Genomic DNA, 12,761 nt, shown 5'->3' on the forward strand with positions numbered 1-12,761 from the left:
CATTGCAATCGGTTGCGTGTCGATACCCAAAGCAAGCAGAACAAATTCGCCATCGTGCAAGCCGAGGATGAGCTTGCCTCGATCGGGATTGTCATCGGCGCGTCCTGGAATGGCGCGCGCGCCTTCACCGCGACCTCGGGCCCCGGCATCTCGCTGATGCAGGAATTCATCGGCCTCTCGTACTTCGCTGAAATTCCGGCCGTGATCATGAACGTGCAGCGCGCCGGCCCCTCGACCGGCATGCCGACCCGCACCCAGCAATGCGACATCATCGCCTGCGCCTATGCTTCGCACGGCGACACCAAGCATGTGCTGCTGTTTCCCGAAGACCCGGCCGAAGCCTTCGAATTCGCGGCGCAAGCCTTCGATCTCGCCGAGCGGCTTCAGACCACGATCTTCCTGATGCTCGATCTCGACATCGGCATGAATCACCGGCTCAGCCGTCCCTTGAAGTGGGACGATGCCCGGCAATATGACCGCGGCAAGGTGATGACCGCCGAGATGCTCGACGAGGGCCGCGACTTCGGCCGCTATCTCGACGTCGATGGCGACGGCATCCCCTACCGCACCTATCCGGGCACGCATCCGACCAAAGGCTCCTACTTCACCCGCGGCACCTCGCGCGACCGCTACGCGCGCTACTCGGAAGAAGGCGCGGTCTACGCCGACAACATGCAGCGCCTGGTGCGCAAGTTCGAGACCGCACAGGACATGGTGCCGCGGCCGTTGCAGGCCAACGCCGCCAAGCCGACCAAATACGGCGTGCTCTATTTCGGCTCGACTGCGCCAGCGATGGACGAGGCGATCCAGCTTCTGGAGGCGCGCGGCCACATGCTCGACCGCATGCGCATCCGCGCCTTCCCGTTCCACTCCTCCGTCGCAAGCTTCATCGCCGACCATGACTTCGTGTATGTGGTCGAGCAGAATCGCGACGCCCAGCTTCGTTCGCTGATCGTCAACGAGAACGGCATCGATCCGGTGCGGCTGGTGCCGATCCGCCACTATGACGGCACGCCGATCACCGCCCGTTTCATCGCAAACGCGATCGGCGAACATCAGGATCAGCTCAAGCTGACTCCGCTGCGCAAGGTGAAGTCATGACCTATATCGCCAAGCCCAAATTCCATCATCCGGGCCTGACCAAGAATCGCCTCGGCTATACCCACCGCGATTACGAGGGCAAGATTTCGACGCTGTGTGCCGGATGCGGCCACGACTCGATCACCGCCTCCATCATCGAAGCCTGTTACGAACTCTCGATCGAGCCGCATCGGGTGGCGAAGATTTCCGGCATCGGCTGCTCGTCGAAAACGCCGGACTATTTCCTCGGCAATTCCCACGGCTTCAATACCGTGCACGGCCGCATGCCGTCGGTTTTGACCGGCGCCAATCTCGCCAACCGCGACCTGATCTATCTCGGCGTCTCCGGCGACGGCGATTCCGCTTCCATCGGCTTCGGCCAGTTCGCGCATTCGATCCGGCGCGGCGTCAACATGACCTATATCGTCGAGAACAACGGCGTGTACGGCCTGACCAAGGGCCAGTTCTCCGCGACCGCCGACCGCGGCTCGAAATCGAAGAAAGGCGTGCTCAACACCGACAACGCCATCGATCTCGTCGCGATCGCGCTGCAACTCGGCGCGACCTATGTGGCGCGCTCTTTCTCCGGCGACAAGAGCCAGCTCGTGCCGCTGATCAAGGGCGCGATCCAGCACCAGGGCGCATCCTTCATCGACGTGATCAGCCCGTGCGTCGCCTTCAACAACCACGCCGGCTCGACCAAGAGCTTTGATTATGTCCGCGAGCACAATGACGCCGTGAACCGGCTCGACGTCATTACCGGCCGCGATCCGATCACGGTCGATTACGCGCCGGGCGCGGTGCAGATCGTCGAGCAGCATGACGGCTCCAGGCTTGCACTGCGCAAGATCGACGCCGATTACGACGCCCATGACCGGTTAGGCGCCATGACCTTCCTGCAGAAGCATGCGGCCAAGGGCCAGATCGTCACAGGTCTGCTCTATGTCGATGCGGAGGCGGAAGACCTGCACGCCCACCTCAACACGGTAGCAACGCCGCTCAATACGCTGGAAGCCGGCGATCTCTGCCCCGGCTCGGCCGTGCTGGAGAAGATCAACGCGTCCTTGCGCTGAGACCGGCATGTGCGGGCGTCTTCCATGCAGCCGGTGACGCAATACGCCAAGAGCGGTGACGTCCACATTGCCTATCAGGCGTTCGGCGACGGCCCTATCAACCTGGTGCTGGTGCCCGGCTTCGTCTCCAACGTCGAGAATTACTGGGATCAGCCGGACTTCGCGCGTTTCCTGACGCGCCTCGCAAGCTACGCGCGCGTGGTGACCTTCGACAAGCGCGGTACCGGCGGCTCCGATCGTGTCAGCGAGCTTCCCGGCCTCGACGTGCGCATGGACGATCTGCGCGCCGTGATGGATGCGGCGGGGCGCTGACGCGGGGCGAAAGGTCCCTAAGCCATTGAACGGCCTTGGCCCTTGCTGCGACTAACCCTCGAAAAACGCTATTTCGAGTGGATGCCCATGAAAATCCTGACCGTCTTGCCGCTTGTCGCGGTGCTTGCCGCCGCATCGCCCCTCACCGCCCATGCCCAGGACGGCATCGACCCGACCAAGGCAAAGGCCTTCGATACCCGGATGTTCGCCGGTCCTATCGGCGACAAGGCCTCTGCCTGCTTCATGCGCCGTTACGATGCCGCTCACTTGAAGCAGCATCCCAAGCAGAAGGTCAGCGCCATGAAGCTGCTCGTCACCGCGGAGAACCGCTCGGGCGAGCCGACCAGCTACGCCTATCGCGTCGGCGTGCGGTTCCGGAACAGGCCGGGGAATTTCGACGGCGGCAACTCCTGCGGCCATTTCGTGGATGAGGACGGCAACAAGGAAATCCGCTACTCCTGTGAAGCCGATTGCGGCGGCGGCGGGCTTGAAATTGCGCTCTCGAAGGATAACAAGTCCTCGATCGTGCGGCTCGCGGAGATCGCGATCTGGGATCGCAAACATCCCGAAGGTGAGGTCGAGGCACTGGACGGCGGTGCCGACGACAAGGTGTTCCGCCTCGACCGCGTCGACAACAGGGAATGCGATGAGCTGCTCACCAAGCACGAGGAGCAGGCGGCGCTGCGGCAATAACAAATATAACTAACGGGAGGATGACATGGATCGACGCAACATGCTCTTGCGCGCCGTCGGCACGCTCGGCGCCGCTTTTGCCGCCTCGCGCGCCAGTGCTGCTACTGAAGGCCCGGCACAGAAATTGAAGGTGGTGTATCACCTCAGCGACCTCGACAAGGTTTCCTTCGTCCTCGGCAACATCCAGAACCATATCGACGGCGTCGGCGGCCCTGACCACGTCACAATCGCCCTCGTGGTGCATGGTCCGGCGCTGCGGGCATTCCGGACGACCGGGGCCAATCCCGACCTCACCCAGCATATGAGCCGGCTTTCCAACGCGGGCGTCGGCTTTGCCGCCTGCGGCAACACCATGAGATCGATGAAGATCACGCTGAATGACCTCCTGCCCGGCTTCGTTGCGGCCGACAGAGGGGGCGTGGTGCGCATCGCCGAGCTGCAATCGCAGGGTTATCTCTACCTGCGGCCGTAAGGCGCCCAACTAGAGCACATCATTCTTTCGTCATGGCCGGGACAAGCCCGGGCGTGACGAAGAATTTTGAGCGGCGCGTGATCACCATCACGATCCGTCGATTTGCAACCTGCTCGCTGTCACAAAATTGGGCAGCGTGACGGCCTGGCATGCCAATTCCCTGGATCGTCCCTGTCCAAACAGGATCATTCCTGTCCAAATGGCGTTATGTTCCGGGGATAAGCCTTGCCCGGCGGGCGATCCCGCCCTTGTGTTGACAATCCGGCGTGTGATCCGGAACCTGAGGACCCTCCCGGGCCCCCGATCAGTTCGAACGGAAAGCGGCATCAATGAACCTCGTCAAAGCACTCGAAAACCATGGCCAGGCCGTCTGGCTCGACTTCCTGGCCCGCGGTTTCATCGCCAAGGATCTGAAACGGCTGATCGAGACCGACGGCGTCAAGGGCGTCACTTCCAATCCCTCGATTTTCGAGAAAGCAATTGGCGCCTCCGACGAGTATGACGCCTCGCTCGGCAAGGCCTTGAAGCACGGCGACCGGCCGGTTGCGGAGCTGTTCGAGCAGCTTGCGGTGGAAGACATCCAGAACGCTGCCGACGTGCTGCGCCCGGTCTATGACACGCTCCACGGCAATGACGGCTTTGTCAGCCTGGAAGTGTCGCCCTATCTCGCCACGAATACCAAGGGCACGATCGCAGAGGCGAAGCGGCTCTGGAAGGCCGTCCATCGCAAGAACCTGATGATCAAGGTGCCCGCCACGCCCGAGGGCCTGCCCGCGATCGAACAGCTCATCGGCGAAGGCCTCAACATCAACATCACGCTGTTGTTCGCGCAACAGGTCTATCGCGAGGTGGTCGAGGCCTATCTGAAGGGCCTGGAGAAATATGTCGCCAAGGGCGGCGATCCCTCGCATATCGCGAGCGTCGCGAGCTTCTTTGTCAGCCGCATCGACACCATGGTCGACAAGCAGCTCGACGAGAAGATCGCGATAGCCAACGATCCGGGCGAGAAGGAGCGCCTTGCTGCCCTGAAGGGCAAGGTCGCCATCGCCAATGCCAAGATGGCCTATCAGGACTACAAGCGCCTGTTCACGGGCGAGCGTTGGGAGAAGCTTGCGGCCAAGGGCGCGAAGCCGCAACGGCTGCTCTGGGCCTCCACCGGCACCAAGAACAAGGCCTATAGCGACGTGCTCTATGTCGAGGAGCTGATCGGCCCCAACACCATCAACACCATGCCGCCGGCGACGCTGGAGGCTTTCCGCGACCATGGCAGGCTCCGCGATACCCTCGAGGAGAATATCGAGGACGCGCGGCGCGTGCTTGCCGAGCTCGAGCGGTCCGGCATCTCGCTCGATGCCATCACCGAGGAGCTGACAAAGGACGGCGTCAGGCAGTTCGCCGATGCCGCCGACAAGCTCTACGGCGCGGTCGCGCACAAGCGCGCGACCGTGCTTGGCGCCAGCATCGACCGCCAGGCGCTTGCGCTAGGCGCAAGCATCGACAAGGCGATGGAAAGGAGCGCCGAGGACTGGCGGGCTCAAGCGAAGGTGCGCCGGCTCTGGCACAAGGACAACTCGGTCTGGACCGGCGACGACGAGCACAAATGGCTCGGCTGGCTGACCAGCGCCGAGGACGCAGACGTCGCCGACTACGAGGATTTTGCCCAACGCGTGAAGGGCCAGAACTTCTCCGACGCCGTCGTGCTCGGCATGGGCGGATCGAGCCTCGGGCCCGAGGTGCTGGCGGAAACCTTCCCGAAGGAGAGCGGCTTTCCGAAACTGCACGTGCTCGACTCCACCGACCCCGCACAGGTGCGCGCGATGGAGAAGACAATCGACATCAAGAAGGCGCTGTTCATCGTCTCCAGCAAATCCGGCGGCACCACCGAGCCGAACGCCATGAAGGATTATTTCTTCGATCGCGTCTCGAAGGCGATCGGTGCCGACAAGGCCGGCCACCGCTTCATCGCCATCACCGATCCCGGCTCCTCGCTGGAGAAGGTCGCGACCAGGCAGCGCTTTGCCCGCGTCTTCCGTGGCGAGCCCACCATCGGCGGGCGGCATTCCGTGCTCTCGCCGTTCGGCCTCGTGCCCGCCGCAGCCGCCGGCATCGACGTGCGCAGCCTGATCAAGCATACGCTATCGATGGTGCGCTCCTGCGGCGCGGACGTGCCGCCGCATGAAAATCCCGCCGTCCAGCTCGGGCTTGCGATGGGCACAGCCGGCCTCGAAGGCCGCGACAAGGTCACCATCTTCGCCTCGAAGAAGATTTCGGATTTCGGCGCCTGGGCCGAGCAGCTCATCGCCGAGTCGACCGGCAAGGAAGGCAAGGGTCTGATCCCCATCGAGGGCGAGCCACTTGCCGACGCCTCGGTTTACGGCAAGGATCGCTTCTTCATCGATATCCGCACCGAGGGCGAGGACGATACCGCGCATGACGAGAAACTCACGGCGCTGGAGCAGGCCGGCCATCCCGTCGTCCGCATCGCGATGAAGTCGATCGACCATCTCGGCCAGGAATTCTTCCGCTTCGAGATGGCGACCGCTGTTGCGGGCTCGATCCTCGGCATCAACCCGTTCAACCAGCCGGATGTGGAATCGGCCAAGATCAAGACGCGTGAATTGACGGCAGCGTTCGAGAAGACCGGCAAGCTGCCGCCGGAGACCCCAGCCATGTCGTCCGCCGAAGCCGACCTCTATACCGATGAAGCCAATGTCGAGGCGCTGAAAAAGCTCGGCGCCGACGGCAGCCTCGGCTCGTGGCTGAAGGCGCATCTTGCGCGCACCCAGGCCGACGATTATGTCGCGCTGCTGGCCTATATCGAGCGCGACAGTGCGCATATCGACGCGCTGCAGGGCATGCGGCTGAAGGTGCGCGACGCTCAGCGTGTCGCCACCTGCGCAGAATTCGGACCGCGCTTCCTGCATTCGACCGGACAGGCCTACAAGGGCGGGCCGGACTCCGGCGTGTTCCTGCAGATCACCGCCGACGAGCCCAAGGATCTGGCGCTGCCCGGCTGGAAGGCGAGCTTTGGCGTGATCAAGGCGGCGCAGGCGCGCGGCGATTTCGACGTGTTGACGGAGCGGGGCCGGCGCGCGTTGCGTGTGCATCTGAAGGGCGACCTCGCATCCGGCCTGAAGATGCTCGATGCGGCGATCGCCGAAGCGCTGGCTTGAAGGGAAGGCGACATGCAGCTCGGAGTGATCGGCCTGGGGCGGATGGGAGGCAACATCGTCCGCCGGCTGATGAAGCATGGCCACACCACCGTCGTCTATGACAAGGACGAGAAGGCGGTCGCGGGGCTCGCCGCCGACGGCGCGGAGGGCGCCAGGGCGCTGGAAGATTTCGTGGGGAAGCTCGAAAAGCCGCGCACCGCCTGGGTGATGCTGCCTGCCGGGAAGGTCACCGAGGAGACGATCGAGGCGCTGGCGAAACTGATGGAGGCAGGCGACGTCATCATCGATGGCGGCAACACTTTCTGGCAGGACGACGTTCGCCGCGGCAAGGCGCTGAAGGCCCGCGGCATCAACTATCTCGACGTCGGCACCTCCGGCGGCATCTGGGGCATCGAGCGCGGCTATTGCATGATGATCGGCGGCGACAAGGACGTCGTTGACCGGCTCGATCCGATCTTTGCGGCGCTTGCACCGGGCACCGGCGACATTCCGCGCACGCCAGGCCGTGAAGGCCGCGACCGCCGCGTCGAGCAGGGCTACATCCATGCCGGCCCCGTCGGCGCCGGGCATTTCGTCAAGATGGTCCACAACGGCATCGAGTACGGGTTGATGCAGGCCTATGCCGAAGGTTTTGACATTTTGAGGAACGCCAACATCGAGGCGCTGCCGGCGGAGCATCGCTTCGCTTTCGACATTGCCGACATTGCGGAAGTGTGGCGGCGCGGCAGCGTGATCCCGTCCTGGCTGCTCGATCTCACCGCTACGGCGCTGGCGGAAAACCATACGCTCGACAATTACTCCGGCTTTGTCGAGGATTCCGGCGAAGGCCGCTGGACCGTCAATGCCGCGGTCGACGAGGCCGTGCCCGCCGAAGTTCTCACCGCCGCGCTGTTTGCACGCTTCCGCTCGCGCAAGGAGCATACCTTTGCGGAAAAAATCCTCTCTGCGATGCGTGCCGGCTTCGGCGGCCATCGCGAGCCGAAAAAGTCCCGCTGACAGGTGAGATGCATGTCGAACGGTCAGAAGCCCGATCCCTGCTCCATCATCATCTTCGGTGTCACCGGCGATCTCGCGCATCGCCTCGTGATCCCTGCGCTCTATAACCTCACGACCGGCAAGCTGTTGCCGGAGAATTTCTGCATCGTCGGCATCGCCCGCAAGGGCATGTCGAGCGACGAGCTGCGCGACAGCCTGATGAAGGGCCTGCACCAATTCACGACCCGCAAGATCGACGAGACGCTGGCAAAGCAATTGTTGTCCTGCGTCACCTGCATCGAGGCCGACCCGAAAGACCCCGCCTCGTTCGACGCGTTGCGCGACCAGCTCGACAAGCTCGAGGCCAGGCGCGAGACCGGCGGCAACCGGCTGTTCTATCTCGCCACGCCGCCGACTGCGTTCCTGCCGATCGCCAAGGGGCTCGCCCGCACCGGCATGCTGAAGGAGAACGGCATGTGGCGGCGGCTCGTGATCGAAAAACCGTTCGGCACCGACCTCGCTTCGGCGCAGGAATTGAACCACGAATTGCTGAAGCTGATGGACGAGCACCAAATCTACCGGATCGATCACTATCTCGGCAAGGAAACGGTTCAGAACATCCTGGTGCTGCGCTTTGCCAACGGCATGTTCGAGCCGATCTGGAATCGCAACCACATCGACCATATCCAGATCACGGTCGACGAGAAGATCGGCGTTGGTCATCGCGGCAGCTTCTACGACGCGACCGGCGCGCTGCGCGACATGGTGCCGAATCATCTGTTCCAGCTCCTGGCGCTGGTGACGATGGGGCCGCCATCGCGGTTCGACGCCCATGCGGTGCGCTCGGAAAAGGCCGAGGTGCTGTCGTCGATCCAGATCCAGAGCGAGGAAGAGGCGCTGAAGAACTCCGTGCGCGGGCAATATCGCGGCGGCAAGGTCGGGGATCTCGAGATCGAGGATTATCGCAAGACCGAAAACATCAAGCCCGGCAGCACGACGGAAACCTATGCGGCGCTGAAGCTCACCATAGACAACTGGCGTTGGGCCGGCGTACCGTTCTATCTGCGCACCGGCAAGGCGCTCGGCATCAAGCGCACCGAGATCGCCATCAAGTTCAAGCAGGCCCCGTTCGCGATGTTCCGTAACACGCCGGTCGACAAGCTCTCGCAGAACTACCTTGTGATCTCGACCGAGCCGGTCGAGGGCATCGAGCTGCAGTTCAACACCAAGGTGCCGGGCCCTACGATCAACATCGACGGCGTCGAGATGAAGTTCCGCTACAAGGATTACTTCAACGCCGAGCCGTCGACCGGCTACGAGACGCTGATCTATGACTGCATGATCGGCGACAACATCCTGTTCCAGCGCGCCGACAGCGTCGAGGCCGGCTGGCGCGCCGTACAACCCTTCCTCGACGCCTGGAAGAAGGCCGGCGCCAGGGGCCTGAAGATCTACGATGCCGGTACCGAGGGTCCCGAGGAGGCTGACGAGCTTCTCGCCCGCGATGGCCGAAGCTGGCGCAAGCTGGCCTGACGATGGCGGCTCGCGTTTCGCGCAAGGTCATATCCGTCGCCGACGCGGCGGCGCTGGCCCAGGCTGCCGCCGATCGCGTGCTGGCGCGGATCGCTGAAAATGGCGGCCGCATTGCGATCTGCCTGACCGGCGGATCGAGCCCAAAAGCGCTCTATGAGTTGCTTGCGACCGACGCCTATCGCGCGAGGATTCCGTGGCCGCGCGTGCATTGGTTCATCGGCGACGAGCGCTTCGTGCCATCAAGCGATTCCAGAAACAACATGGCCGTGGCGGGCGCCACCTTCCTCGACCGCTTCGCGCCTGCTGCAAACATCCACCCTATTCCGACGGATTTGGTGAGCCCGGGTGATGCCGCCGCACGCTACGAGGACGAGCTGAAATCGTTCTACGGCGCCGCGTCGCTCGATCCCGCGCGGCCGCTGTTCGATCTCGTGCTCATGGGCGTAGGTCCGGATGGCCACACCGCCTCGCTGTTTCCCGGCTATCCTGCGGTGGACGAGACGGCGCGCTGGGTGGTCGGCGTGCCCAAGGCCAATGTCGAACCCTTCGTGCCCCGGATATCCCTGACGTTGCCTGCGCTGGCCTCCTGCCGCGAGATGCTGTTCGAGGTTGCAGGGGAGAGCAAGCGCACGATCTTGACGCGGGTGTTGTCCGGCGAGAACCTGCCTGCGTCTCGCGCGCGGTCCAATGGCGAGACGGTCTTTCTGGTGGATGCGGCCGCGCTTGCGGAGACTATTCGTGGGGGATGATCAAACGCCGTGCGCGCTGGTCCTGATGGGCGTATCCGGCTCGGGCAAGTCCACCGTCGGCGAGACGCTGGCAGCGCGGCTCGGCTGGCCATACGAGGACGCCGACCAATTCCATCCTGCCAGCAACGTCGCCAAGATGAGCGCAGGCCACCCCTTGACCGACGAGGACCGCTGGCCCTGGCTCAAGGCCATTGCCGCCGAGATCGATCGCGTCTGCGATGCGGGCGGCAGAGTGGTGATCGGCTGCTCGGCGCTCAAGCGCGCCTATCGCGACGTCCTCTCGCATCATCGAACCGACATCCGTCTGGTTTACCTCAAGGGCACGCAGGCTCTCATTGCAGAGCGGCTCGGCCGCCGCAAAGGTCATTTCATGCCACCCGGACTCCTGGCCAGCCAGTTCAATACGCTCGAGCCGCCCACCTCCGACGAGCATCCGGTGACCGTCTCGATCGACGCACCGGTGGACGACATCGTCGACACCATTTTGCGCCAATTGAAATTGAGCCCCGCATGACCCGTATCGCGCTTGTCGTGTCCGATGTCGACGGCACGCTGCTCACCAAGGACAAGACCCTGACCGAGGCCAGCAAGGCTGCGGTGGCGCGGCTTCATGCCGCCGGCATCGGCTTCACCATCACCTCGAGCCGACCGAGCATCGGCATGCGCTTCCTGATCGAGCCGCTCCAGATCAAGCTGCCGGTCGGCGCCTTCAATGGCAGCTCGATCGTCGATGCGAGCATGAAGGCGGTCGAGCAGCACCTGATCCCGGAGGCAGCGGTCCGGCGCAGCCTCGAACTGCTCGACGAATACGGCGTCGACATCTGGCTCTTCACCAACGAGCACTGGTTCACCAAAAACGGCGACGGCGACTATGTCCCGAACGAGAAGCGCGCGATCAAGGCCGATCCGACCGTGATCGATGATTTCACGCCGTATCTCGCGCGCACCTGCAAGCTGGTCGGCTCGACCTCGGATTTCGCGCTGCTTGCGCGATGCGAAGCGGCCGTGCAGACGGCGCTGGGCGTGCAGGCGACCGCCGTGCGCTCGCAGAGCTATTATCTCGACATCACCCCACCCGGCCAGAACAAGGGCACCTTTGTGCGGGCGATGGCGCACCGGCTTGGCATCTCGACCGACACGGTCGCGACCATCGGCGACATGCACAATGATGTGGCAATGTTCGAGGTCAGCGGACTTTCCTTTGCGATGGGCAACGCGTCCGACGACGTCAAGACATACGCCAAGCGTGTTACGGCGACGAATGAGGAGGACGGATTTGCCAAGGCGATGGACGTGATCTTGCGGGAAAACAGGTAGGCTCACTTCGAGCGCTGCATCGCCGGCTTCTCGCTCGCTTTCAGCACCTCATCCAGATTGTGCGCGCTGTTGACCAGCGCGATGTGCGTCAGCGCCTGCGGAAAATTGCCGGTCTGGCGCTGTGCGATCGCATCATATTCTTCCGCGAGCAGGCCGAGATCGTTGGCGACCGAGACCACGCGGTCGAACAGCGCTTGCGCTTTCTTCAGCTCGCCGGAAAGTACATAGGCATCGGCCAGCCACAGGCTGCAGGCGAGGAAGGCGCCCTCGGCTGGCTGCTTCTCAGCTTCGCGCGGATCGTGCCTGAGCACAAAACCGCCGCGCATCATGTGCTTTTCGATGGCTGCCAACGTGCCGCGCACCCGCGCGTCCTTTGGCGGCAAAAAGCCGACAGAGGGCATCAGCAGGATGCTGGCATCGAACAGCTTTGAGCCATAGGACTCGACGAAGGCACCGAGCTCGACATCGAACCCCTTGGCACAGACGTCGCGGTGAACGGTCTCGCGCAGCCTGCGCCATTCCGCCACCGGCGCCTCGAAGCCGAATTTCTCCGCGCTCTTGATGCCACGGTCGAACGCGACCCAGCTCATCACTTTCGAGAAGACGTAGTGCCTGGGCTTGCCGCGCCGCTCCCAGATGCCGTGATCGGGCTGGTCCCAGACTTCGGCGAGATGTTTCAACACCGCGCATTCGAGAGGCCAGGTATCTTCGAACCGCAACTTCGCCATGCGCGCCTGGTGAAACGCGTCGATCAGCTCACCATAGACGTCGAGTTGCAGTTGCGCATGCGCGGCATTGCCGATCCTGACGGGCTTTGCGCCTTCATAGCCGGGCAGCCAGTCGGCTTCCCACTCCAGCAGCCGCCGCTGGCCCCAGATGCCGTACATGATCTGCATGTCGTCGGGCGCGCCGGCCACCGAACGCAGCAGCCAATTGTGCCAGGCCGAGGCTTCCTCGGTATAGCCCGAGTTCATCAGCGCCAGCAGCGTGAAGGTCGCATCGCGCAGCCAGCAGAACCGGTAGTCCCAGTTGCGGGCGCCGCCGAGCTTCTCCGGCAGCGATGTCGTGGGTGCGGCGACGATGCCGCCGGTCGGCGCATAGGTCAGCGCCTTCAGCGTGATCAGCGACCGCATGACGAGATCGCGGTTCTCACCCTCGTAGGTGCAATGGCTGCACCATTCGGTCCAGAAATCCTCGGTTTCCTGCAAGGCGCGGGCGGGATCGATCGCAGCAGGCGGCGCAAGATGCGATGGCCCGTAAGTGAGCACGAACGGAACGGTCTGGTCTTCATTGACCTCGAAATCGGCGCGCGTCGTCAGATCTTCGCCGCGCGTCGTGGCCTCTGTACGCAGCACCGTCATGTCCTGGCCGCAAATCGCCAGCA

11 protein-coding genes and 1 pseudogene are annotated in these 12,761 nt (G+C 63.5%); 11 read left to right on the plus strand and 1 reads right to left on the minus strand.

Annotation, left to right across the window (positions count from 1 at the left end; translation table 11 throughout):
* The 11 genes and pseudogenes from VKR55_RS04140 to VKR55_RS04190 all read left to right on the plus strand — a co-directional run.
* Positions 1 to 1,101, plus strand: a pseudogene (locus VKR55_RS04140) (2-oxoacid:acceptor oxidoreductase subunit alpha); the annotation flags it as partial.
* Positions 1,098 to 2,153 (plus strand): 2-oxoacid:ferredoxin oxidoreductase subunit beta, encoded by a 1,056-nt coding sequence (locus VKR55_RS04145; protein WP_324399976.1) that lies wholly within the window; start codon positions 1,098 to 1,100, stop codon positions 2,151 to 2,153. The pseudogene VKR55_RS04140 and the gene VKR55_RS04145, both read left to right, overlap by 4 nt.
* A 24-nt stretch (positions 2,154 to 2,177) precedes the next feature.
* On the plus strand, positions 2,178 to 2,465 hold the full coding sequence (locus VKR55_RS04150) for an alpha/beta fold hydrolase (RefSeq protein WP_324399978.1): 288 nt from the start codon (positions 2,178 to 2,180) through the stop codon (positions 2,463 to 2,465).
* A gap of 87 nt (positions 2,466 to 2,552) precedes the next feature.
* Entirely contained in the window at positions 2,553 to 3,158 is a 606-nt protein-coding gene (locus VKR55_RS04155) for a hypothetical protein (RefSeq protein ID WP_324399980.1), read from the plus strand.
* A gap of 25 nt (positions 3,159 to 3,183) precedes the next feature.
* A complete protein-coding gene (locus tag VKR55_RS04160; protein ID WP_324399982.1) occupies positions 3,184 to 3,630 on the plus strand; it encodes a DsrE family protein in 447 nt (148 codons plus the stop codon).
* Between the two features lie 329 nt (positions 3,631 to 3,959).
* Positions 3,960 to 6,803 carry a bifunctional transaldolase/phosoglucose isomerase gene (locus VKR55_RS04165; protein ID WP_324399984.1) on the plus strand — a complete coding sequence of 948 codons (2,844 nt, stop codon included), beginning with the start codon at positions 3,960 to 3,962 and terminating at the stop codon, positions 6,801 to 6,803.
* Positions 6,804 to 6,815: 12 nt separating this feature from the next.
* On the plus strand, positions 6,816 to 7,799 hold the full coding sequence (gene gnd / locus VKR55_RS04170; RefSeq protein ID WP_324399986.1) for a phosphogluconate dehydrogenase (NAD(+)-dependent, decarboxylating): 984 nt from the start codon (positions 6,816 to 6,818) through the stop codon (positions 7,797 to 7,799).
* A gap of 12 nt (positions 7,800 to 7,811) precedes the next feature.
* Positions 7,812 to 9,311 carry a glucose-6-phosphate dehydrogenase gene (gene zwf, locus VKR55_RS04175; protein ID WP_324399988.1) on the plus strand — a complete coding sequence of 500 codons (1,500 nt, stop codon included), beginning with the start codon at positions 7,812 to 7,814 and terminating at the stop codon, positions 9,309 to 9,311.
* A gap of 2 nt (positions 9,312 to 9,313) precedes the next feature.
* Positions 9,314 to 10,060, plus strand: coding sequence for a 6-phosphogluconolactonase (gene pgl / locus VKR55_RS04180; RefSeq protein ID WP_324399990.1), 747 nt, complete (start codon positions 9,314 to 9,316; stop codon positions 10,058 to 10,060).
* 25 nt (positions 10,061 to 10,085) lie between these two features.
* Complete coding sequence (locus VKR55_RS04185; RefSeq protein WP_414642297.1) at positions 10,086 to 10,574, plus strand: gluconokinase; 489 nt, start codon at positions 10,086 to 10,088, stop codon at positions 10,572 to 10,574.
* Positions 10,571 to 11,377, plus strand: a complete 807-nt coding sequence (locus VKR55_RS04190; RefSeq protein WP_324399994.1) for a Cof-type HAD-IIB family hydrolase — start codon at positions 10,571 to 10,573, stop codon at positions 11,375 to 11,377. The genes VKR55_RS04185 and VKR55_RS04190 overlap by 4 nt, the downstream gene beginning before the upstream one ends.
* Positions 11,378 to 11,379: 2 nt before the next feature.
* Here the strand turns inward: VKR55_RS04190 and VKR55_RS04195 are convergent.
* The coding region (locus VKR55_RS04195; RefSeq protein ID WP_324399996.1) for a glycoside hydrolase family 15 protein at positions 11,380 to 12,761 on the minus strand (1,382 nt) is incomplete at its 5' end.

This window comes from Bradyrhizobium sp. (assembly GCF_035309285.1).
GTDB lineage: Bacteria > Pseudomonadota > Alphaproteobacteria > Rhizobiales > Xanthobacteraceae > Bradyrhizobium.

Coding starts and splice junctions, on each gene's coding strand:
- VKR55_RS04145 (WP_324399976.1), top strand. CDS start 1,098: ATGACCTATATCGCCAAGCCCAAATTCCATCATCCGGGCCTGACCAAG.
- VKR55_RS04150 (WP_324399978.1), top strand. CDS start 2,178: ATGCAGCCGGTGACGCAATACGCCAAGAGCGGTGACGTCCACATTGCC.
- VKR55_RS04155 (WP_324399980.1), top strand. CDS start 2,553: ATGAAAATCCTGACCGTCTTGCCGCTTGTCGCGGTGCTTGCCGCCGCA.
- VKR55_RS04160 (WP_324399982.1), top strand. CDS start 3,184: ATGGATCGACGCAACATGCTCTTGCGCGCCGTCGGCACGCTCGGCGCC.
- VKR55_RS04165 (WP_324399984.1), top strand. CDS start 3,960: ATGAACCTCGTCAAAGCACTCGAAAACCATGGCCAGGCCGTCTGGCTC.
- gnd (WP_324399986.1), top strand. CDS start 6,816: ATGCAGCTCGGAGTGATCGGCCTGGGGCGGATGGGAGGCAACATCGTC.
- zwf (WP_324399988.1), top strand. CDS start 7,812: ATGTCGAACGGTCAGAAGCCCGATCCCTGCTCCATCATCATCTTCGGT.
- pgl (WP_324399990.1), top strand. CDS start 9,314: ATGGCGGCTCGCGTTTCGCGCAAGGTCATATCCGTCGCCGACGCGGCG.
- VKR55_RS04185 (WP_414642297.1), top strand. CDS start 10,086: ATGGGCGTATCCGGCTCGGGCAAGTCCACCGTCGGCGAGACGCTGGCA.
- VKR55_RS04190 (WP_324399994.1), top strand. CDS start 10,571: ATGACCCGTATCGCGCTTGTCGTGTCCGATGTCGACGGCACGCTGCTC.